Raw genomic sequence first — 21304 nt, forward strand, 5'->3', positions numbered from 1 at the left:
TCGCTTCAGACGCGCTCTGTCCTGCCCGGTGGCGGGACGTCCGGAGACGAAAGAGCCCGCATGGCCGGACAGGCCATGCGGGCTCTGTGTGCGTCGTCTGGCCCGTCCAGATTACCAGACGACGGTCAGGCCGGCCTTCGCGTCCCAGGACTCCATGCCGCTGTTGTCGAGGGCGTGGTTGTAGCTGCCCACGGCGAACAGCGAGACGCTCTCGGTCACAAAGGCGGAGCCGCCGATGCCGATCTCGCCCCAGGTGCCCGAGAGCGGGGAGGAGACGGAAGCGGGATGGTTGCCGTCGAGCGTGGTGAACGTCGTGTCGGGATCGTTGAGGAACTGGTTCCAGACATTCACCCGGAGCCAGGCCGTCGACGGCAGCGGACGGCCGTCGGAGGTCGTCTGCCATGTCTTGGCGAGACGGGCGCCGAGCCGGCCGAGAAGGGTGTCCGTATTCTCGTAGGAAACCCGCCCGTAATCGTCCTTGCCGCCATCCATATGAACATGCTGGTAGGCGAGCTGGGCCTGCGGTTCGAGCACGAGGCCCTCGTCGAGCCGGACCGGGTAGCCGGCCTCCAGCGAGGCGATCAGGCCATAGCCGTCGGTGTCGAGCTTCTGGCCGCGTTCGGAATGGGCCTTGGCATCGTAATAGGTGCCCTGGGCGACCGCGTCGAGATACCAGCCCGTCGCGCCGAAATGGGTCCAGTAGAGGCCGAACGAATAGGCGTCGAGATCGGCGGTGCCCGCCTTGCCGCCATACTGCTTGTCGACATCGGCGTCCACATGGCCGACGCCGAGATAGAAGCCGGCATTGTCTCGCGAGCCGTCGCGGCCCTCGCGGCGATAGAGGTCGAGGCCGGTCTGCACGGCGCCGAAGGTGTAGTCGAACTCCGCGCCGTCATCGACGAAATCGTCGCTCTTGTGCTTGCCGTAGACACCGAGGACGCGGCCCCAGCCGCCTGAGGCGGCGGCGCCGCCATCCGCCCCGTCCGCCCGGCGCGGCCGCTGGAAGGTCTCGCCGACGCGCTCATGGAGCGTGTCGAGCATGGCGAAGCCGTAAAGCGTGGCGAGCGAGGGCAGGGCGGAATAGAGCGGCACCTCGTCGCGATAGAGCGGGTCGTCCTCGCCCGGCTTGTGGGAACGCAGATACCAGTCCTGGTCTCCCGGATCGCCGCCGGTCGTTGCGCGGCCTCCGTAATAGAGCTCGTACTCGTAGGCGCCCGCGGCAAGCCGGTTGGCGAGCGCGAAGGCCTCCGAATCGGTCGTCGCCCCGTTGATGGCGTCGACGACGCGGATGCCGTCGCCCGTGGTCAGCGCGCCGAGACCGCCGGCATTGGTGATGTGGAGCGCGGTGTTCCCGGTGGCGCTGCCGCCGTCGATCACCACGAGGTCGGTCGCCGAGCCGTCGTCGCCAAGCACCGTGTTGAGGTAGATGTCGCCATTGCCGACATAGTCGCCGCCGATGACGAGCCTGTTGCCGACGCTCTCGCCGCCAAGCTGGATCCGGCCATTATTGGCGAGATCGCCCTCGACGGTGAAGGTGCCGGTCGGGCCGGCCGACAGTGCGGCAAGGGCATTGGCGACTGCGATCGTGCCGTTATTGGCGACGTCGCCGACAACGCGGCCATAGCCGCCGAGCGTGGCGCCGGAGGAGACGAGGACGTCGCCCGCGCCGGACAGCGACGCGCCCGAATGGTCGGCATCGCCCACCACCAGTGCGCCCGCATCCACCCGGGTGCCGCCGTCATGGCTGTTGTCGCCGTTGAGGATCAGCGTGCCGCCGCCCTTCTTGACGAAGCCGCCGGTCCCGGTGAGGCCCTGGGAGAGGGTGGAGGTGAAGCCCTGCGTGTCAAAGATACCGCCACCGTCCATGAGCGTGATGTCGCGGTCCGCCGACAGGTCGAAGCTTGCATCGAAGCGCAGCGCGCCGCCATCGAAGACGAGGGCGCCGTTAGATGCGCCGAGCGCGTTGTCCGCGCCGACCGCGATGGTGCCCTCGTTGAAATAGGTGCCACCGGAATAGGTGTTGCCCGAGGCCGCCGTCGGGTCGAGCGTCAGGACGCCGGCGCCCGTCTTCTCAACCGCACCGGTGCCGGCGATCTGGCCCGTATAGGTGCCGTCGTCGGGCTGGGTGAAGCGCACGAGGCCGTCATTGTTGACGTCCGGGCCGCCGAGCGTGGTGAGTGGCAGGCTCTGGGCGCGCGCTTCCATGATGCCGTCGGCGTTCACCACGACCTTGCCGTTGAAGTCGGTATTGTCGCCGGTGAGCGCGAGCGTGCCATTGTCCACGGTGACGATGGTGAAGCCCTTGAGCGTACCGGTGGCCGTCCACTTGCCCGCGCCCGTCTTGAGCAGGGTCTCGAAGTTGGAAATGTCGCCGGCAAGGATGTCGGAGGAACCGTCCGCGCCATTCAGCGTCAGGTCGTCCGTGCCACCGCCGCCGTCGATGTCGCCGGTCACAAGCGAGTTGGCGAAGAACTCCAGCTCGTCGTCGCCGTCGGCGAAACGCAGATGGCCGTGGACCTCCGCGCCGGTGCGGTTCTTGAAGACGATGCCGGTGGAATTGTCCTGTGCGCCGAACACATTGGCGTCGCCGCCATTCTTGGCTGTGGAGATGACGCCGAAATTGTCGACTTCGTTCTTGCCGGTCCCGTCGGCGCCCGGCCAGTTCTCGAACCAGATCGCGGCGTTGTTCTCCGCGTGGATCGTGCCATGGTTTTCTATCTTGTTGCCGAAGCCGTGGACATTTACGGCTTCCACATTGCTCTTCGGGCCCTCGGAGAGAACTTGCGCACCTTCGCCGACATAGAGCGTTCCGTTGCCCTCGAACTCGATGGTGTTGGCGCCGGTACCGAAATTGCCGTTGCTGGTGGTGACATTGTTGCGCACGGTTGCGCCGTCCTCGACGGTGATCGTGGCGCCGTTTCCGAGGCTGATCGCATTGGCATTGCCGGCGGAGATCTCCGCGCCCGTCTCGACCGTCACCGTCCGGTCGTCGTCGCCCTGGCCGGTGCCGACCGTGGCGGTGTAGGGGTTGGGGCTGGATGTGTTGCAGGTCGTCGTGTCGCCCGCCGTCGTGCAGTCCGCCCGGGCGGGCCCGGCGACGAGCACGGCGGGAAGCAAAGCCGTTGAGGCCAGAAGGGCCGGGAACAGCCTGCGGAAACTGCGATTCCGCATCGGCGTGCCGTCTTGCAGGCAACGCCTTCCGTGTCCGGAAGAACCGGATCTCTCTACCATGTTGTAATCCCCCATTGGCGTGAAGCGCGTCGGCTTCGGCAAAAACATCGCTGTCCCGGCAAAGTGCGGTTGCCGGGCACGATTCGTGCGCTCGATGTGATGAGGGGGATTTGGTCCTAAGGGTTGTGAAAATACAATAATAATTTTAATTATCTGTATGCGCCATAATAACGGCTGGGTATGGTTTAACCCCAAAAGGAAGAGCTGGGAAGTCCCGGAATCCCTACGTCCAGAGCGAAAATTCCGCCGGCCTGGGGCTGACGCTCCGCGGTTCCTGGCGTGATGTTTTCGCTGATGGAGGTGACGAACAGCGTCCTTAGGTCGCGCCCCCCGAAGGCGATCTTGGTAGGCTTCTCCACAGGCATGTCGATCGTGCAGTCGACACGGCCATCCGGCGTGATCCGTACGAGCTGCCAGCCGCTCACGCCCGCCATCCAGTAGCAGCCATCCGCGTCGACCGTGCCGCCATCGGGCCGGCCGCGCACCTGCCGGGTATCGAAGAAGACGCGCTTGCCGGTCGGCGTGCCGGTGTCGATGTCGTAGTCATAGGCCCAGACGGTGCGGATATCGGGATGGCTGTCGGAGACATACATGACGCGTCCGTCGGGCGAGAAGGCGAGGCCGTTCTGCACAAAAAAGCCGTCCATGACACGCGTCGTCCGGCGGTCGGTGTCGAGCCGGTAGAGGGCGCCTTCGGCACATTCGCGCGCGCCCTCTATCGGCATGGTCCCCGCCCAGAAGCGCCCGGCGGGATCGGTCGTGCCGTCATTGAAGCGATTGCCGGGCCTGTCGGGTTCGGGATCGCTCCAGAACGCCGTCTTGCCCGTCGCCGGGTCGAAGCTGTGCCAGCCATTGGCAAGCGCGAGGACGAGCCCGCCGCGCGAGCGCAGGGCGAAGCAGCCGAGCGGGCAGGGGAAGTCCCAGCTCTCGTTCGTGCCGCTTGCGGGATCGAACCGGTTGAGCCGGCCTGCCGAGATATCCGTCCACCACAGACGCTGCTCGGTCTGCGACCACAATGCGGCCTCTCCGAGCCGGGCCCTGGCGTCCAGTATGCAGTCCGCGCGCGGCGTCATGGGCGTCACCTGTAGCGTTCGATCAGGGGGGCGAGCATGTCGTGCTCCCCGTCGGTGAGGTCGGTCAGGGGCGGGCGGACCGGCCCGGCATCCCGGCCGGTGAGCCGCAGCCCCGCCTTGATGATGGAGACCGCATAGCCCGTCCCCCGGTCGCGAATCGCCATATAGGGATAGAAGAAGCCGGTGAGCAATGCGTGCATCGTTTCGCGGTCGTCGCTCTGGAGCGCCTGGAAGAAGCGCTGGGCCATCTCCGGCATGAAATTGAAGACCGCGGAGGAGTAGGTCGTCATGCCGGCCGCCTTGTAGGCCTCCGCGAAGAGCTCCGCCGTCGGCATGCCGCCGACATAGACGAGCCGGTCGCCGAGCCGTGCCGTCACCTGGCGGACCGCGCCGACATCGCCGACCCCGTCCTTGAAGCCGATCAGGTTCGGACAGGCCTCGCACAACCGCTCCAGCGTCTGCGCCGTGAGCACGAGATTGGCGCGATTGTAGACGATGACGCCGATGCCGACCGCGTCGCACACCGCCTTGACGTGGCGGTAGAGACCCTCCTGGCTCGCGCCGATCAGATAATGCGGCAGGAGAAGCAGGGCGTCCGCTCCGGCACCTTCCGCCGCGCGGGCGAGTTCTGAGGCCATGGCGGTGCCGTAGCCGCAGCCGGAGATGATCGGCAGGTCGCCCGCCGCCTCGCGTGCGCCGCGCACCGAGCGCACGACCTCCTCCGGCGTCAGCGAGAAGAACTCGCCGGTGCCGCCGGCCACGAACAGGGCCGCCGGCCCGTATCCCGCCATCCAGGCGACATGGGCGCGGTGGGCCTCCTCGTCGAAGGCCAGATCCGCGCCGAACGGGGTCACGGGGAAGGACAGGAGGCCGCTGCCGATGCGGGCCTTGAGGGTGTCGAGTGTCATGGGAAGGAAGGTCCTCGCGAAGGGATGGGTGTCGCGCGCCATCATAATTTGTATGATGAATTGGTCAATATCCGCGCGCTGGCGGGACCGCTGGCGACGGTCAGTCCTTCCGGCGGATCAGGGCGCGATAGCGCTCCAGGCTGCCGCGCAGATGGAGGCGCATGGCGTCGCGCGCCCGGTCTGGGTCGCGCGCGGCGATGGCCTCTGCAATGTGCCGGTGCTCGGCCTGGAACTGTCGGAGCGTCGCCATCGGGACGGGCGCGGACCCGTCCTTGCGGGCGAACTGGGCGCGCGGAATGGTGCGATTGCCGAGAAACTCCAGGAACTCCCAGTAATAGCGGTTGTTGGTGGCCTCCGCGATGGCGAGATGGAAGGCGAAATCGACCGCCGTCGCACTCTCGCCGCGTGCGACGGCGGCATCGATCTCGTCGAGCGCCTCGCCGATCTTGGCCTCCTGGGCGGGCGAGCAGCGCTCCGCGGCAAGGCCGGCGGCCTCGATCTCCACCGCCGTGCGCAGTTCCAGCGCCTCCAGGATTGAGGAGATCTTGCCCGAATCCGCCGACAGGAGGCTCAGCGCGCCGGCCTCGGTCTTCGGCGGTTCGAGCACGAAGACGCCGGCGCCCTGGCGCGGCTCCACGAGGCCGTCGGCGGCAAGGCGCGCGACCGCCTCGCGGATCACGGTGCGGCTGACGCCGAACTCCTCGATCAGGGCCTTCTCCGTCGGGAGCCTGTCGCCGGGCCTGATGGTGCCGCCGGCGATGCGCTCGCGCAGGACGGCCTGAACGTGCGCGGTGAGGCTCCGGCGCTTGCCGGCGTGTGTGGCGGTCTGCTCGTTCATGTCCTGCTGCCGGTCGCCTTGATCTCCACCCAAAGTTCCATGATCATATGACAGGATCGCCTTGCCACAAAGTTATCGTATGAATTATGGTGGCCGAACGAGAATGACAAGACCGGTTCGACCAGCGGCATGATCCTGATGATGAAGCTGGGCCTGGGGCTGTGCACGCCGCCGGTCGGTGCCTGCCTGTTCGTCGGATGCGTCATCGGCCAGACCCCCATCGCGCAAGCGCTGAGGTCGATCTGGCCGTTCTATCTTGCGATCCTGCTTGCGCTTATGCTGACGACCTTCGTTCCTGCAATCCCGCTGGCATTGCCGTCGCGTCCCGGATAGCGGCGGGCCGGCAGAGGCCAGACACTCCGACCGTCCCGAAGGAGGGCAATCCATGCACAAGCTGCTGATCACGGGCGCAGCCGGCGGCCTCGGCCGAATGCTGCGCGAGAACCTCGCAGGCATCTATCCGGAGCTCAGGCTCTCCGACATCGCGCCGCTCGATCCCGCGGGCGAGGGCGAGGAGACCGTGACGTGCGATCTCGGCGACTACGACGCGGTGATGGATCTCGTCTCCGGCTGCGACGGCATCGTCCATCTGGGCGGCATCTCGATGGAGAACAGTTTCGAGGCGATCCTCAACGCCAATCTGCGCGGCACCTATCACATCTTCGAGGCCGCGCGCCGGCACGGACGCCCGCGCATCCTGTTTGCGAGCTCCAACCACACGATCGGCTTCCACGAGCGTACCGAGCGGCTCGACGGCGAGAGCCCGTACCGGCCAGACAGCCTCTACGGCCTGTCGAAATGCTATGGCGAGCTGGTCGCGCGCTACTATTACGACAAGTTCGGCGTGGAGAGCCTGTCGGTCAGGATCGGATCGTGCTTTCCCGAACCGCGGGACCGGCGCATGCTTGCGACCTGGCTTTCCGGCAATGATTTCTGCCGCATGATCGAGGTCGCGTTCGCTGCGCCGAAGCTTGGCTGCACCATGCTCTACGGCGCCTCCGCCAACAAGGAGCAATGGTGGGACAACGGTCATGCCGCCTTCCTCGGCTGGACGCCGGAGGAGACCGCGGAGGTCTATCGCGACAGGGTGGAGGCGGCCACGCCGACGCCCGATCCGAACGATCCGGCCGTGATCTTCCAGGGCGGGGCCTTCGCCGCGGCCGGCCATTTCGAAGACGAATGAGACACCCAAGAACCGGGACAGACAGGGACGGACCGACGACATGAGCGAACTGCATCACAATCTGATCGGCGGCGAGTGGACGGACGGCGACGACGTCATCGCCAATATCAATCCGTCGAACACCGATGACGTGGTCGGCGAATATGCCCGCGCCTCCGAGGCCGATGCCGCCCGCGCCATCGCTGCCGCCAGGGACGCCGCGCCGGCCTGGGCACAGTCCGGCCCGCAGCAGCGCCACGACATCCTGAAGGCGGCCTCCGACGAGATCATGACACGCAGGGAGGAACTCGGACGGCTGCTTGCGCGCGAGGAGGGCAAGACGCTGCCCGAAGGTATCGGCGAGGCGGCGCGCGCCGGCCAGATCTTCGGCTTCTTCGCTGGCGAGTGCCTGCGCCAGGCGGGCGACAAGATCGCCTCGGTTCGCCCCGGCGTCGATGTGGAAATCACCCGGGAACCGGTCGGCGCGGTCGGCATCATCACGCCATGGAACTTCCCCATCGCCATTCCCGCCTGGAAGATCGCGCCGGCGCTCGCCTATGGCAACACCGTCGTCTTCAAACCCGCAGAGCTCGTGCCGGGCTGCGCCTGGGCACTGGTCGACATCCTCAAGCGGGCCGGCCTGCCGGACGGTGTCCTGAACCTCGTCATGGGCCGCGGCTCCGTCGTCGGCCAGGCGATGCTGGACAGCCCCGATATCGACGCCATCACCTTCACGGGCTCGGTGGCGACCGGAAAGAGCGTCGCGGCGGCGTGCGCGGAGCATATGCGCAAGGTGCAGCTCGAGATGGGTGGCAAGAACCCGCTCGTCGTGCTCGACGATGCCGCTCTCGACACGGCGGTGGAGTGTGCGGTGAACGGCGCCTTCTTCTCCACCGGCCAGCGCTGCACGGCCTCCTCGCGCCTGATCGTGGCGGACGGCATTCACGACCGCTTCGTCGCCGCCGTGACCGAGCGCCTGAAGGGGCTCGTCGTGGACGACGCGCTGAAGGAGGGCACCCATATCGGCCCGGTGGTGGACGAGAACCAGCTCTCCCAGGACGAGCGCTACCTCGCCATCGGGCGCGAGGAGGGCGCGACGCTCGCCTGGGGCGGCGAACGGCTCAACCGCGACACGCCGGGCTTCTATCTCCAGCCCGCGCTGTTCACCGAGACGTCGAACGACATGCGCATCAACCGCGAGGAGATCTTCGGGCCCGTCGCCTCGGTGGTCCGGGTGAAGGACTACGACGAAGCGCTCGCGGTCGCCAACGACACGGCCTTCGGGCTGTCCGCCGGGATCTGCACGGCGAGCCTCAAGCACGCCTCGCATTTCAAGCGCAATTCTGAGGCCGGCATGGTGATGGTGAACCTGCCGACGGCGGGCGTCGACTACCATGTGCCCTTCGGCGGCCGGAAGGGGTCGAGCTACGGCCCGCGCGAGCAGGGGCGCTACGCGGCGGAGTTCTATACCACCGTCAAGACGGCCTATACGCTGCCCTGAGCGGGGAGACGGACGGCGCAAGTCACAAATACACAACGTCGTCCCGGGGGCTTGGTCCCGGGATCCAGTGGCCACTCGATTGGCATGTTGCACGGATTACCCGTCATCCCCGCGAAAGCGGGGATCCATGTTCCTGACGCCGCTCTTGGATTCCCGCTTTCGCGGGAATGACGAAGAGAGGGGGGCTTAAGGAGTGGAGTGGGGCGCCTGCACCGGCAGACATGCCACTGGGTCCCGGGACCAAGCCCCGGGACGACATCTAGCCTGGCGTTTCAGCTTCTGCCATGCCCGTCCGCGGGCCATGGACATTTTGAACCGGACAGCGGTGGGCTTGACCCGGGCATCCATGCAGTCTCCGCACTTGCCGGGATGTGAGACGGATTGCCGGATCAAGCCGGGCAATGACGAGGGGGCGGGAGCTCTTTCCACTCGACCGCTCCGTCAATAATACGATATTCGTCGAATAGTCGTTGACAGGCAGCGTCGTTCAGCATAACGATACGACTATCGTCGAACTATGGGATGAACGGGATGGACACGGCGCATGTGATAGAGGCCCTCGGGGCGCTGGCCCACGAGCATCGCCTCGCGATCTACCGGATGCTGGTGGAGGCGGGGCCCGACGGGCTGTCGGCCGGCATGATCGCGGACCGGCTCGGCGTGCCGCCATCCTCGCTGACCTTCCATACCCGCGCGCTTGTCCAGGCGGGCCTTGCGACGCAGCGCCGGGTCAGCCGGCAGATCATCTACGCCGCCGACTTCGCCGCCATGAACGGCCTTGTCGGCTATCTCACCGAAAACTGCTGCGGCCAGGGGGCCGCCTGCAACCCCGGCTGCGATCCGGCACGCCCTGCCGTGACGGAGGATGCGGCCAGCCCAACCAATCGGAGATCGGCATGAAACGCCTGCATGTCCATGTGTCTGTGGAGGATCTCGACCAGTCGGTCCGCTTCTACACGACCCTGTTTGCCGCGGAACCCTCTGTGGTGAAGCCCGACTACGCGAAATGGATGCTGGACGATCCGCGCGTGAACTTCGCGATCTCCCGGCGCGGCCAGGCCGTCGGCGTCGAGCATCTGGGCATCCAGGTGGAGACCGAGGCCGAGCTCACGGAAGTCTATGGCCGCCTTGCCCGGGCCGACCGCCCGGTGGTGGAGGAGCCGGCGACTGTCTGCTGCTATGCCAACAGCGACAAGCAGTGGATCGCCGATCCTCAAGGGGTGGCCTGGGAGACCTTCCTGACCCACGGGGAGAGCACGGTCTACGGCAAGGACGGCGCGCTGGACAGGCTCGATGCGGCCTGCTGCGAGCCGCCCGCCATCGCCGCCGCCAGCCGGGGAGCATGCGGCTGCGGCCCGTCGGCGAGCGATACAGGCGGAGGCTCGTAACCCATGGCTCCCCTGAACGTTCTGTTCCTGTGTACGGGCAATTCCGCGCGCAGCATCATGGCCGAGGCGATCCTCAACCATCTCGGTGCCGGACGCTTCCGGGGCTGGAGCGCGGGCTCCCATCCCAAGAACGATGTCCATCCGATGGCGCTGGAGACGTTGCGCCAGGCGAACCTGCCGACCGAGGGGCTTTACGCCAAGAGCTGGGACGAGTTCGCCAGGAACGGCGCGCCGGAGATGGATTTCGTCTTCACCGTCTGCGACAACGCCGCCGGAGAGGTCTGCCCCATATGGCCCGGCCAGCCGGTCACGGCCCATTGGGGCGTTCCCGACCCCGCGGCGGCGGAGGGGTCGGAGGCCGAGCGCATGCTCGCCTTCCGCGAGGTCTTCAGGATGCTCGACCGCCGCATCCGGATCTTCCTCGCGCTCCGGCATGGGGAAATCGACAGGGCGGAGACGGAGCGCAAGGTCGTCGAGATCGGCCGTCTCGACGAGAACGACGCGAAGAGCAGGGCATCATGAGCGATACAACGACGGACAATGCCGGTGCGGCCCTTGCTGCGCCAGCCGCGAAGCTCGGTGTGTTCGAGCGCTGGCTGACGGTCTGGGTGGCGTTGTGCATCGTCGCCGGCATCGTGCTGGGTCAGCTGCTGCCGGGTGTCTTTCATGCCATTGGCGGCATGGTGGTGGCGGAGGTGAACCTGCCTGTCGCCGTGCTCGTCTGGCTGATGATTATCCCCATGCTGCTCAAGATCGACCCGGCGGCGCTCTCCGGCGTCGGGGCGCACTGGCGCGGCATCGTGGCGACCGTCGGCGTCAATTGGCTCGTCAAGCCGTTCTCCATGGCGCTGCTCGCCTGGCTGTTCATTGGAACCGTCTTCCGGCCCTTCCTGCCGGCCGACCAGGTCGACAGCTACATTGCGGGCCTCATCCTGCTGGCGGCCGCGCCCTGCACGGCGATGGTCTTCGTCTGGTCCAACCTGGTGAACGGCGAGCCGCATTTCACGCTGAGCCAGGTCGCGCTCAACGACACGATCATGGTCGTGGCCTTCGCGCCCATCGTCGGGCTGCTGCTCGGCCTGTCGGCCATCACCGTGCCGTGGGACACGCTGATCCTGTCGGTCGTCCTCTACATCGTCGTGCCCGTGGCCATTGCCCAGCTCTGGCGCGCAAGGCGCCTGAGGACGGGGGGCGAGGCGGCGCTCGCGCGCACGCTGAAACGGCTCGGGCCCGTCTCGCTGGTGGCGTTGCTGGCAACGCTCATCCTGCTGTTCGGCCTGCAGGGCGAGCAGATCGTGCGCCAGCCGCTGGTGATCGCCATGATCGCCGTGCCGATCCTCGTGCAGGTCTATTTCAACGCCGCGCTCGCCTATGGGCTGAACCGCAGCCTCGGCGTCGACTGGTGCGTCGCCGGTCCGTCGGCGCTGATCGGGGCCAGCAATTTCTTCGAGCTCGCCGTGGCGACCGCCATCGCGCTCTTCGGCTTCCAGTCCGGCGCGGCGCTGGCGACGGTGGTCGGGGTTCTGGTGGAGGTGCCGGTCATGCTGTCGGTCGCGCGCATCGTCAACGCCTCGCGGGGCTGGTACGAGCGCGGCGCTATGCCCGCAGGCAAGCGCTGACGCCGCCTTGTGGAGCGGCCTTTGCGCCGGGGGCCGCTCCCGCCCTTCCTAAATCGGGCCCGAATGCTATATATCGGGCAATCCTCGTGGAGGTCCTGAGCGAGCCGTATGGTACATGCGGCGATGCGGGACCTCCTTGAGCGTTTCCCGAACATCCGGAAGTAGCGAGAGCATGGCGTCCCATCAGTACATCTATCACATGCACGGCCTCACCAAGGCCTTTCCCGGCGGCAAGAAGGTCTTCGAGAACATCAACCTGTCCTTCCTGCCGGGCGCGAAGATCGGCGTTCTCGGCGTCAACGGCGCCGGCAAGTCCACGCTGCTGAAGATCATGGCGGGCCTCGACAAGGAGTTCCAGGGCGAGGCCTGGGCCGCCGACGGGGTGAAGGTCGGCTATCTGGCGCAGGAGCCGGAGCTCGACGCGGACAAGACCGTGCGCGAGAACGTCATGGAAGGCGTCGCGGAGAAACAGGCGCTGATCGACCGCTATAACGAGCTCGCCATGAACTATTCCGACGAGACCGCGGACGAGATGGCGAAGCTGCAGGACATCATCGATTCCCGGAACCTCTGGGACCTCGACTCCCAGGTGGAGCAGGCGATGGACGCCCTGCGCTGCCCGCCCGACGACGCGGCGGTGTCGACGCTGTCGGGCGGCGAGAAGCGCCGGGTGGCCCTGTGCAAGCTGCTCCTGTCGGAGCCCGACATGCTGCTGCTCGACGAGCCCACCAACCATCTCGACGCGGAATCGGTCGCCTGGCTCGAGCACTATCTGGAGAGCTACAAGGGCACCGTCGTGCTGGTGACCCATGACCGCTACTTCCTCGACAATGTGACGGGCTGGATCCTCGAGCTCGACCGGGGGCGCGGCATTCCCTACGAAGGCAATTACTCCGAATGGCTGAAGCAGAAGGAGAAGCGCCTGATCCAGGAGGGGCGCGAGGAGGAGGCGCGCCAGCGCACCCTCAAGGAGGAGCTTGAGTGGGTGCAGGCGAGCCCACGTGCCCGGCAGACGAAATCAAAGGCCCGAATCAAGGCTTACGAGGATCTGCTCAACCAGGATATGCGCGAGAAGGTGGCCCGCCAGCAGATCACTGTTCCGCCGGGACCGCGCCTCGGCAATGTGGTCATCGAGGCGGACGGCCTCACCAAGGGCTTCGGCGACGAGCTGCTGATCGAGGATCTGTCCTTCCGCCTGCCGCCGGGCGGCATTGTCGGCGTGATCGGCCCGAACGGCGCCGGCAAGACGACACTGTTCCGCATGATCACCGGCCAGGAGACGCCGGACAAGGGCACGCTCGATCTCGGCGAGACGGCGGTGCTCGGCTATGTGGACCAGTCGCGCGACACGCTGGACGGCAAGAAGACTGTCTGGGAGGAGATTTCGGACGGCAACGACGTCATCCAGCTCGGCAAGCGCGAGGTGCAGTCGCGCGCCTATGTGAGCTGGTTCAACTTCCGCGGCGGCGACCAGCAGAAGAAGGTCGGCCAGCTCTCCGGCGGCGAGCGCAACCGCGTCCATCTGGCGAAGATGCTGAAATCGGGCGCCAATGTGCTGCTGCTCGACGAGCCGACCAACGATCTCGACGTGGATACGCTGCGCGCGCTCGAGGAGGCGCTTCTCGACTTCGCCGGCTGCGCGGTGGTGATCAGCCACGATCGCTGGTTCCTCGACCGGATCGCGACCCACATCCTCGCCTTCGAGGGCGACAGCCATGTGGAGTGGTTCGAGGGCAATTTCGAGGCCTATGAGGAGGACAAGAAGCGCCGTCTCGGCGAGGACTCCGTCGTGCCGAAGCGCATCAAGTACAAGCGTTTCGCCAGGGCGTGACGGCGCCCGCATCGCCGCAGGGATGTGCAACGCAAAACGGCCGGGGCGGAAATGCCCCGGCCGTTTTCACATCCGTTCTGTGCGCGCCCGACAGGGGCTGCCCGCTACTTCTTCAGGAAGCTGAAGAGCGCGTCGATATTGCCGTTGTTCTGGTTGAGCAGCGAGACGAAGTTCGTGCGCTGCTGGATGGCCAGCCACACGCCCTCGATGCTGACATCGATGATCTTGTAGCCGCCGCCGCGCGAACGCAGCCGCCAGATGACCGGCATGGGCTGGCGCCCGGAAAACTGCACCTGGCTCGTGACGATCACGCTGTTGCCGGTGTTCTTGCTGCCCTTGATGTCGAGCGCGTTGCCGCCGAGCTTCGTGGCATTGTTGACGAACACGTCGGAGATGTACTTCTCGAACAGGCCGAAATACTCCGATTGGCGCGACCGCGGCATCTTGCTGCGATAGTTGCCAAGCGCGAACATCGCGATGGAGGGGATGTCCGCATTCTGGCGCAGCAGGCTGCGGAACTGGCTGCCGGAACGCGCCCGGGCCGCGGCCAGGACCTTGTTGCCCACCGAGGAGATGAAGGATTCCGCGCTCGCGGCCTCAGCCGGCAGGCTGTGGGGAAGGGTCAGCCCGGCCGCCATCAGGGCGGCGCATGAGCAAGCTATGAGGTGTCTGCGGGACAGGAGGGTCATACCGGTCCTCTTCCGTGGGTTCATGTTGTCTCGGATCGTGGAACGAAGTCTCTGCCGCCGCCGATCAGCGCGAGAATTCGGGGATGTCGGGAAGGTCCTCCTCGACCACCCGACCATTCCGAATCTCCGCCAGACGGCGCTGGTAATAGACATCCTTCAGCGTCGCATAGAAATCTGGCGAGGATTCGCGCAAGGCGTCGAGCTGGTCGAGATTGGCCTCGCGCGTCGTCACGACCTCGGCCATCAGGGGCGAGCTGCTTTCCAGCAGCGTCGCATCCATCAGCAGCCAGGTGAAGGGGTTCGCCGCAGCATCGACGACGCGGCCGAACAGGTGGCGCGGGGTCGACGGGCCGATGATGGGCGCCACGATATAGGGCCCGGACGGCACGCCATAGACAGCGAGCGTCTGCGCGAAATCCTCCGTATGCGGCTCGATGCCGGCATGCTGGGCGGCGTCGACGAAGCCGCCGAAGCCCACCGTCGTGTTGACGAGGAAGCGCACCAGCGTCTCCTCCGCCCGCTTGCCCTCGCCCTGGAGCACGTCGTTGACCAGGGTGATGGGGGAGGTCGCGTTGGAGATGATGTTGTAGATGCCCGTGCGCAGGAAGGAGGGCACCACGGCCCGGTACATCTCCGCAACCGGCCTGAGAAGCACGGTGTCGACGGCGTCGTTGAAACCGTAGATCGCGCGGTTGACCGGCTCGATCGGGTCGGACAGTTCCTCGGCCTGATAGGAATCCGCCTGCATCGTCTGGACGACGGGCGCATTCGGATCGGCCTCGTAGGTCGTCACGACGTTGGTCTCGGCGACCTCGTCGGTCGCAGTTTGCGCGGCGGCGAGGCCGGCATTGCAGACAACAGCAAGGGATATCGCTGCGGCCAGGCCGAAACGACGGACCCTGCCCACGGGCCGGGCAGGAGCATTCATGCGCGGGATAACTATGCTTGTCATTACAATGGCGATGTTTGTGATTCGTGTCCGTTCGGCAGCCATCTGTCTAGCAGTTTGCCGCGACGATAGCACAACTCCATTGATCTACCAGAGGAAAACGCCGTCGGCGCGGCGAAACCCGCTTGGGCGTTGCCCAAATGCCGCGCGTGCCCGGGACGGGGGCAGCGTATCGGGGTTGTATCGGAATATCCATCCAAAGAAAGCGCTTGGGTCTCATATAAAGATATGTTTATATGACCAACCACTGATTTGGGCGTGACGGCACGTGCCGTGCGGCAGGTGTCGGGATCGCGTCGCGGTCCGGTCCGGCCGGATGGGCGTGACGGGCATGCCGGAGGATATCATGGCGGATTTGCGGATGGACGAACTGCTCGCCGGCTTGAGGGCGATTGGAGAGAGCACGCGGCTCAGGCTGCTGTTCATCCTGTCCCATGGCGAGTTCAACGTGACTGAGCTGACCGGGATTCTCGGCCAGAGCCAGCCGCGCGTCAGCCGTCATCTGAAGCTCCTGACGGAGGCGGGCCTCCTGGAACGTCACCGGGAGGGCAGCTGGATGCTGTTCCGCCTGGGCGAGGAGGGCACCGGTGCGGCTCTTGCCCACATGATCGCCGATCTCCTGCCGGCCGACGATCCCGCCCTCCTGCGCGATCTGGAGCGGCTCGAGGCGCTGAGGTCGGAGCGTGCCAGCGCGGCGGCCGCCTATTTCCGGACCAATGCGGAAGACTGGGACAGTATCCGCTCTCTCCATGTGGCAGAGGAGGATGTCGAGCAGGCGATGGCGGACATCCTCGCCGATGCGGGGCCCATCGGCACGCTGCTCGATCTCGGTACCGGCACGGGCCGCATGCTGGAGCTGTTCGCGCGCGACGCCGAACACGGCATCGGCGTCGACCTGTCGCGGGAGATGCTGGCCGTGGCCCGGTCCAATCTGGAGCGCGCCGGGCTGAAGCATTGCCAGGTGCGCCATGGCGACCTGTTCCACCTGCCTTACCGCAATGACAGCGCGGACGCGATCACCGTGCATCAGGTGCTCCACTATCTGGAGGATCCCGAGCGCGCCCTGTCGGAGGCCGCGCGGGTCCTGAGCCCCGAGGGACAGATGCTGGTGGTCGACTTCGCACCGCACGAGCTCGAATTCCTGCGCGAGGGCCATGCCCATCGCCGGCTCGGCATTTCCGACGACCAGTTCGCCTCATGGGCGCAGCGTGCGGGGCTGAAGGTGGTCAGCCACGAGCAGTTGCCGCCGCCGCCGACCATCGCGAACGGCCTGACGGTGTCGATCTGGCTTGCGCGGCCCGTTCATGCCCGCACGGACGCGACCGTCATGGCGTCCGAGGCCGAGCCCGCCTGATCCGGTCCGGGCCAACCGGCCCGACCGCACGAGATCCTTGAGTCTAAAAGGGAAATACAATGAGGGACGACGAGGTGAAGACCACCAACGGCCAAGCGGAGCCCGAGCGCGAGTTCCGCGTTTCCTTCGAGTTCTTTCCGCCGAAGAACGAGGCCATGGAGCGCTCGCTGTGGGAGGCGATCAAGAAGCTCGAGGCGCTCGATCCGGCCTTCGTGTCGGTCACCTACGGGGCGGGCGGCTCGACGCGCGAGCGCACCCATTCCACCGTCACGCGCATCCTGAAGGAGACGGGGCTCACGCCTGCGGCCCACCTGACCTGCGTCGGGGCGGAGCGCGGCGAGGTGGACGACGTCGTGCGCGCCTACGACAAGGCCGGCGTACGCAATATCGTGGCCCTGCGCGGCGATCCGCCGGAGGGCGTGGGCTCTGCCTATGCGCCCCATCCGGGCGGCTACGAGAACGCGGCCGATCTCGTCGGCGGAATCCGCAAGATCGCCGATTTCGACATCTCGGTCGCCGCCTATCCGGAAAAGCATCCCGAATCGCCGGACTGGGAGACGGATCTCGCCATGCTCGCCGCTAAGGTCGATGCCGGCGCGGACCGCGCGATCACCCAGTTCTTCTTCGATAACAGCGCCTATTTCCGCTATCTCGACCGGGTTCGTGCGCGCGGCATCGACGTGCCCGTCGTACCGGGCATCGTGCCTATCGTGAACTTCAAGCGCGTCGCGGGCTTTGCGGGCAAATGCGGCGCGAGCATCCCGCCGGAGCTCGCCGCGCGCTTCGAAGGGCTCGACGACGACCCGGAGACCCATGCTCTCGTCGCCGCGGCGGTGGCGGCGGAACAGGTCGCGGAACTGCGCGACCAGGGCATCGACCAGTTTCACTTCTACACGCTGAACCGTGCCGAGCTCGTCTATGCGATCTGCAGGCTGCTCGGCCTGGGAACCAAGACCGAAAAGGCAGCAGCATGACCGACCTCCTCAGTCGCAACACCGATCCCGTGAGCGAGGCGCTGAAGCGTCTCGCCCGAGAGCGCATCCTCGTCATCGACGGTGCGATGGGCACGCAGATTCAGGAGTTCAAGCTTTCCGAAGAGGATTTCAGGGGCTCGCGCTTCGCCGATCACGGCAAGGAGCTGAAGGGTAACAACGACCTCCTCACGCTCAGCCAGCCGGACGTCATCCGCAAGATCCACAAGAGCTTCCTGGAGGCCGGCGCGGATATCGTGGAGACCAACACCTTCTCCTCCACCCGCATCGCGCAGGCCGACTATGCGATGGAGGATCTGGCCTACGAACTCAATGTCGAGGCCGCGCGGATTGCGCGTGAGGCCTGCCAGGAAGTGATGGCGCGCGAGGAGGGGCGGCAGTGCTTCGTCGCCGGCGCCCTTGGGCCGACCAACCGGACGGCCTCGATCTCGCCCGATGTCACCAATCCGGGCTACCGCGCGGTCACCTTCGACGACCTGGCGGACGCCTACGGAGAGGCGGCGCGCGGGCTCATCGACGGCGGCGCGGACATCCTGCTCGTCGAGACGATCTTCGACACGCTGAACGCCAAGGCCGCGATCTACGCCATCATGTCGCTCTACGAGGAGCGCGGCATCCACCGTCCGGTCATCATCTCCGGCACGATCACGGACCGCTCCGGGCGCACGCTCTCCGGCCAGACGCCGACGGCCTTCTGGCATTCGGTGCGCCATGCATCCCCGATCGCCGTTGGCCTCAACTGCGCGCTCGGCGCCGCCGAGATGCGCCAGCATATCGACGAGCTCTCCGGCGTCGCCGACACGCTGGTCTCCGCCTACCCCAATGCGGGGCTGCCCAACGAGTTCGGCGGCTATGACGAGCGCCCGGACCAGACGGCGGGCATGATCGCGGAGTTCGCCGATTCCGGGCTGGTCAATCTCGTCGGCGGCTGCTGCGGCACGACGCCGGAGCATATCGCCGCCATCGCCGACGCGGTGAAGGGCAAGGCGCCGCGCAAGGTGGTGCAGCCGGAGCCCTATATGCGCCTGTCGGGGCTCGAGCCCTTCGTGGTGACGCCGGACGTCAATTTCGTGAATGTCGGCGAGCGCACCAACGTCACCGGCTCCGCCCGCTTCCGCAAGCTCATCAAGGAAGGCGACTACGAGACGGCACTGGAGGTTGCGCGCGATCAGGTGGAGAACGGCGCCCAGATCATCGACGTCAATATGGACGAGGGGATGCTGGACTCCCAGGAGGCGATGACGACCTTCCTGAACCTCGTCGCCGCCGAGCCGGACATCTCCAAGGTGCCGGTCATGGTCGACTCGTCGAAATGGTCGGTCATCGAGGCGGGCCTCAAATGCATCCAGGGCAAGGGCGTGGTCAACTCGATCAGCCTGAAGGAAGGCGAGGAGGCCTTCATCGCCCAGGCCCGCAAGGTGCTCGCCTATGGCGCCGCCGTCGTCGTCATGGCCTTCGACGAGGACGGCCAGGCCGACACGGTGGAGCGCAAGTTCGAGATCTGCAAGCGCTCCTACGAGATCCTGACGGAGAAGGTCGGCTTCCCGCCGGAGGATATCGTCTTCGACCCGAACATCTTCGCGGTCGCCACCGGTATCGAGGAGCACAACGATTACGGCATCGCCTTCATCGAGGCGACGAAGCGGATCCGCAAGGAGCTGCCGCACGCCCATATCTCGGGCGGAGTGTCGAACCTCTCCTTCTCGTTCCGCGGCAACAACACGGTGCGCGAGGCGATGCATTCCGCCTTCCTCTACCATGCCATTCACGCCGGCATGGATATGGGCATCGTCAATCCGGCCCAGATCACCATCTACGACGATATCCCGAAGGAGCTGCTGGAGGGCGTGGAGGACGTTATCCTCAACCGCCGCGACGACGCGACGGAGCGCCTGCTCGACCTTGCGGAGAGCTACAAGAGCGACGGCAGCCAGAAGGAGGTGAAGACGCTCGCCTGGCGCGAGGAGCCGGTTGATGCGCGCATTGCCCATGCGCTGGTCAACGGCATCGGCGATTATGTCGAGGAGGATGTCGAGGAGGCCCGGCTGAAGGCGGACAGCCCGCTGGAGGTGATCGAGGGGCCGCTGATGGACGGCATGAACGTGGTCGGCGACCTGTTCGGCGACGGCAAGATGTTCCTGCCGCAGGTGGTGAAGTCCGCCCGCGTCATGAAGAAGGCCGTGGCCCATCTGCTTCCCTACATGGAGCAGGAACGCAAGGAGAAGGGCCTCGACAAGCAGGGCCCGGCGGGCCGCATCGTCATGGCGACCGTGAAGGGCGACGTGCACGATATCGGCAAGAACATCGTCGGCGTCGTGCTCCAGTGCAACAATTACGAGGTCATCGATCTCGGCGTCATGGTGCCGGCCGCCCAGATCCTGGAGACGGCGCGGGAGAAGGAGGCCGATATCATCGGGCTCTCCGGCCTCATCACGCCGTCGCTCGACGAGATGTGCCATGTGGCCGCCGAGATGGAGCGGGAAGGCTTCGACATGCCGCTGCTCATCGGCGGGGCGACCACCAGCCGGATCCACACCGCGGTCAAGGTCAATCCGAACTATTCCCGGGGCCAGGCGATCTACGTCACCGATGCGAGCCGCGCCGTCGGCGTCGTTCAGAACCTGCTTTCCGCGACCGCGCGCGAGGGTTATGTGAGCGACATCCGCGCGGAATACGAACGGCTCGCCGAAGGCCATGCCCGCGGGCGCGAGGTCAAGGCGCGCGCCAGCATCGCGGACGCCCGCGCCAACCGCACGCCGGTCGACTGGACCGAGGCCCCGGCACCGGGCTTCCTCGGCACCAGGGTCTTCGACGACTATCCGCTCGCCGATCTCGTCCCCTATATCGACTGGACGCCCTTCTTCTCCACTTGGGAGATGAAGGGGCAGTACCCCCAGATCCTGCAGGACGAGCGCTATGGCGAGGCGGCCCGCGATCTCTTCAACGACGCCCAGGCGATGCTCAAGCAGATCGTGGAGGAGAAGTGGCTCACCGCACGCGCCGTCGTCGGCTTCTGGCCGGCCAATGCGGTTGGCGACGATATCGAGGTCTATGCCGATGGCGAACGGACCGAGGAGCTCGCCACGCTGCATACGCTGCGCCAGCAGATGAAGCGCAACAATGAGCGCGCCAACGCCGCGCTCGCCGATTTCGTGGCGCCGAAGGAAACCGGCGTCCCCGACTATATCGGCGGGTTCGCAGTGTCCGCGGGCTTTGCGGAAGAGGACATGGCGGAGCGCTTCGAGCGCGCCAATGACGACTACTCCAAGATCCTGTTCCAGGCGCTCTCCGACCGGCTGGCGGAGGCCTTCGCGGAAGCCATGCACGAGCGCGTGCGCAAGGAGCTGTGGGGCTATGCCAGGGACGAGGCGCTCACCAGCGAGGATCTGATCTCGGAGAAGTATCAGGGCATCCGTCCCGCGCCCGGCTATCCGGCCCAGCCGGACCACACCGAGAAGCGCACGCTCTTCCGCATCCTCGATGCGGAGGCCAAGACCGGGATCAAGCTCACGGAGTCCTGTGCCATGTGGCCCGCATCCTCCGTGTCCGGTCTCTATTTCTGGCGCCCGGAAAGCCACTATTTCGGCGTCGGCAAGATCGACCGCGATCAGGTGGAGGACTATGCCGCGCGCAAGGGCTGGCCGGTGGAGGATGTGGAGCGCTGGCTCGCGCCAATCCTCAACTACGACCCGGCGGCGGTCGAGAGCGAGGCGGCCTGAGGCCAAGGATCCGCGTAGAGTTCCCGTCGGTGCGGCCCGGCCGGCTTGGC

At 66.3% G+C, this 21304-nt stretch carries 17 protein-coding genes; 11 read left to right on the top strand and 6 right to left on the bottom strand.

Annotated features, from left to right (window positions below):
* Nucleotides 1-111: 111 nt before the first annotated feature.
* From HW532_RS00710 to HW532_RS00725, 4 genes are all read right to left on the bottom strand, one after another.
* Nucleotides 112-3171, bottom strand: a complete 3060-nt coding sequence (locus tag HW532_RS00710) for an autotransporter family protein (protein ID WP_213162606.1) — start codon at nucleotides 3169-3171, stop codon at nucleotides 112-114.
* A gap of 245 nt (nucleotides 3172-3416) precedes the next feature.
* Nucleotides 3417-4304 (bottom strand): SMP-30/gluconolactonase/LRE family protein, encoded by an 888-nt coding sequence (locus tag HW532_RS00715; RefSeq protein ID WP_213162607.1) that lies wholly within the window; start codon nucleotides 4302-4304, stop codon nucleotides 3417-3419.
* Nucleotides 4305-4309: 5 nt separating this feature from the next.
* A complete protein-coding gene (kdgD, locus tag HW532_RS00720; protein WP_213162608.1) occupies nucleotides 4310-5212 on the bottom strand; it encodes a 5-dehydro-4-deoxyglucarate dehydratase in 903 nt (300 codons plus the stop codon).
* A gap of 100 nt (nucleotides 5213-5312) precedes the next feature.
* Complete coding sequence (locus HW532_RS00725; RefSeq protein ID WP_213162609.1) at nucleotides 5313-6050, bottom strand: FadR/GntR family transcriptional regulator; 738 nt, start codon at nucleotides 6048-6050, stop codon at nucleotides 5313-5315.
* A gap of 129 nt (nucleotides 6051-6179) precedes the next feature.
* On the opposite strand from HW532_RS00725, the gene HW532_RS00730 reads away from it, so the two are divergent.
* The 8 genes from HW532_RS00730 to ettA all read left to right on the top strand — a co-directional run bounded on the left by HW532_RS00730 (nucleotide 6180) and on the right by ettA (nucleotide 13551).
* A complete protein-coding gene (locus tag HW532_RS00730; RefSeq protein ID WP_213162610.1) occupies nucleotides 6180-6383 on the top strand; it encodes a TRAP transporter large permease subunit in 204 nt (67 codons plus the stop codon).
* Nucleotides 6384-6435: 52 nt separating this feature from the next.
* Nucleotides 6436-7233, top strand: coding sequence for an NAD-dependent epimerase/dehydratase family protein (locus tag HW532_RS00735; protein WP_213162611.1), 798 nt, complete (start codon nucleotides 6436-6438; stop codon nucleotides 7231-7233).
* 40 nt (nucleotides 7234-7273) lie between these two features.
* On the top strand, nucleotides 7274-8713 hold the full coding sequence (locus HW532_RS00740; protein WP_213162612.1) for an aldehyde dehydrogenase family protein: 1440 nt from the start codon (nucleotides 7274-7276) through the stop codon (nucleotides 8711-8713).
* A 531-nt stretch (nucleotides 8714-9244) separates the two neighbouring features.
* Nucleotides 9245-9613, top strand: a complete 369-nt coding sequence (locus tag HW532_RS00745) for an ArsR/SmtB family transcription factor (RefSeq protein WP_213162613.1) — start codon at nucleotides 9245-9247, stop codon at nucleotides 9611-9613.
* Complete coding sequence (locus HW532_RS00750; protein WP_213162614.1) at nucleotides 9610-10101, top strand: ArsI/CadI family heavy metal resistance metalloenzyme; 492 nt, start codon at nucleotides 9610-9612, stop codon at nucleotides 10099-10101. The genes HW532_RS00745 and HW532_RS00750 overlap by 4 nt, the downstream gene beginning before the upstream one ends.
* Nucleotides 10102-10104: 3 nt before the next feature.
* Nucleotides 10105-10623, top strand: a complete 519-nt coding sequence (locus tag HW532_RS21970; protein ID WP_246479406.1) for an arsenate reductase ArsC — start codon at nucleotides 10105-10107, stop codon at nucleotides 10621-10623.
* Nucleotides 10620-11720: an ACR3 family arsenite efflux transporter gene (arsB, locus tag HW532_RS00755; protein WP_246479407.1), complete on the top strand. Its 1101-nt coding sequence runs from the start codon at nucleotides 10620-10622 to the stop codon at nucleotides 11718-11720. The genes HW532_RS21970 and arsB overlap by 4 nt, the downstream gene beginning before the upstream one ends.
* 172 nt (nucleotides 11721-11892) lie before the next feature.
* A complete protein-coding gene (gene ettA / locus HW532_RS00760) occupies nucleotides 11893-13551 on the top strand; it encodes an energy-dependent translational throttle protein EttA (protein WP_213162616.1) in 1659 nt (552 codons plus the stop codon).
* 104 nt (nucleotides 13552-13655) lie between these two features.
* Here the strand turns inward: ettA and HW532_RS00765 are convergent, their stop codons facing one another.
* Both HW532_RS00765 and HW532_RS00770 read right to left on the bottom strand, forming a co-directional pair.
* Entirely contained in the window at nucleotides 13656-14240 is a 585-nt protein-coding gene (locus tag HW532_RS00765) for an MlaC/ttg2D family ABC transporter substrate-binding protein (RefSeq protein ID WP_213162617.1), read from the bottom strand.
* Between the two features lie 64 nt (nucleotides 14241-14304).
* Nucleotides 14305-15033: an MlaA family lipoprotein gene (locus HW532_RS00770; RefSeq protein WP_213162618.1), complete on the bottom strand. Its 729-nt coding sequence runs from the start codon at nucleotides 15031-15033 to the stop codon at nucleotides 14305-14307.
* Nucleotides 15034-15535: 502 nt separating this feature from the next.
* Here HW532_RS00770 and HW532_RS00775 point away from each other — a divergent pair.
* The 3 genes from HW532_RS00775 to metH are packed head-to-tail and all read left to right on the top strand — an operon-like array spanning nucleotide 15536 to nucleotide 21254.
* Complete coding sequence (locus HW532_RS00775; protein ID WP_213162619.1) at nucleotides 15536-16543, top strand: ArsR/SmtB family transcription factor; 1008 nt, start codon at nucleotides 15536-15538, stop codon at nucleotides 16541-16543.
* Nucleotides 16544-16602: 59 nt separating this feature from the next.
* A complete protein-coding gene (metF, locus tag HW532_RS00780; RefSeq protein WP_213162620.1) occupies nucleotides 16603-17517 on the top strand; it encodes a methylenetetrahydrofolate reductase [NAD(P)H] in 915 nt (304 codons plus the stop codon).
* Nucleotides 17514-21254 carry a methionine synthase gene (metH, locus tag HW532_RS00785; RefSeq protein ID WP_213162621.1) on the top strand — a complete coding sequence of 1247 codons (3741 nt, stop codon included), beginning with the start codon at nucleotides 17514-17516 and terminating at the stop codon, nucleotides 21252-21254. Before metF ends, metH begins: the two co-directional genes overlap by 4 nt.
* Nucleotides 21255-21304: the final 50 nt, after the last annotated feature.

This window comes from Kaustia mangrovi, assembly GCF_015482775.1.
Taxonomy (GTDB): domain Bacteria; phylum Pseudomonadota; class Alphaproteobacteria; order Rhizobiales; family Im1; genus Kaustia; species Kaustia mangrovi.

Bases quoted from the DNA above. Each gene is read 5' to 3' on its own strand.
- HW532_RS00710 (WP_213162606.1), bottom strand. From the start codon at position 3,171: ATGCGGAATCGCAGTTTCCGCAGGCTGTTCCCGGCCCTTCTGGCCTCA.
- HW532_RS00715 (WP_213162607.1), bottom strand. From the start codon at position 4,304: ATGACGCCGCGCGCGGACTGCATACTGGACGCCAGGGCCCGGCTCGGA.
- kdgD (WP_213162608.1), bottom strand. From the start codon at position 5,212: ATGACACTCGACACCCTCAAGGCCCGCATCGGCAGCGGCCTCCTGTCC.
- HW532_RS00725 (WP_213162609.1), bottom strand. From the start codon at position 6,050: ATGAACGAGCAGACCGCCACACACGCCGGCAAGCGCCGGAGCCTCACC.
- HW532_RS00730 (WP_213162610.1), top strand. From the start codon at position 6,180: ATGATCCTGATGATGAAGCTGGGCCTGGGGCTGTGCACGCCGCCGGTC.
- HW532_RS00735 (WP_213162611.1), top strand. From the start codon at position 6,436: ATGCACAAGCTGCTGATCACGGGCGCAGCCGGCGGCCTCGGCCGAATG.
- HW532_RS00740 (WP_213162612.1), top strand. From the start codon at position 7,274: ATGAGCGAACTGCATCACAATCTGATCGGCGGCGAGTGGACGGACGGC.
- HW532_RS00745 (WP_213162613.1), top strand. From the start codon at position 9,245: ATGGACACGGCGCATGTGATAGAGGCCCTCGGGGCGCTGGCCCACGAG.
- HW532_RS00750 (WP_213162614.1), top strand. From the start codon at position 9,610: ATGAAACGCCTGCATGTCCATGTGTCTGTGGAGGATCTCGACCAGTCG.
- HW532_RS21970 (WP_246479406.1), top strand. From the start codon at position 10,105: ATGGCTCCCCTGAACGTTCTGTTCCTGTGTACGGGCAATTCCGCGCGC.
- arsB (WP_246479407.1), top strand. From the start codon at position 10,620: ATGAGCGATACAACGACGGACAATGCCGGTGCGGCCCTTGCTGCGCCA.
- ettA (WP_213162616.1), top strand. From the start codon at position 11,893: ATGGCGTCCCATCAGTACATCTATCACATGCACGGCCTCACCAAGGCC.
- HW532_RS00765 (WP_213162617.1), bottom strand. From the start codon at position 14,240: ATGACCCTCCTGTCCCGCAGACACCTCATAGCTTGCTCATGCGCCGCC.
- HW532_RS00775 (WP_213162619.1), top strand. From the start codon at position 15,536: ATGGCGGATTTGCGGATGGACGAACTGCTCGCCGGCTTGAGGGCGATT.
- metF (WP_213162620.1), top strand. From the start codon at position 16,603: ATGAGGGACGACGAGGTGAAGACCACCAACGGCCAAGCGGAGCCCGAG.
- metH (WP_213162621.1), top strand. From the start codon at position 17,514: ATGACCGACCTCCTCAGTCGCAACACCGATCCCGTGAGCGAGGCGCTG.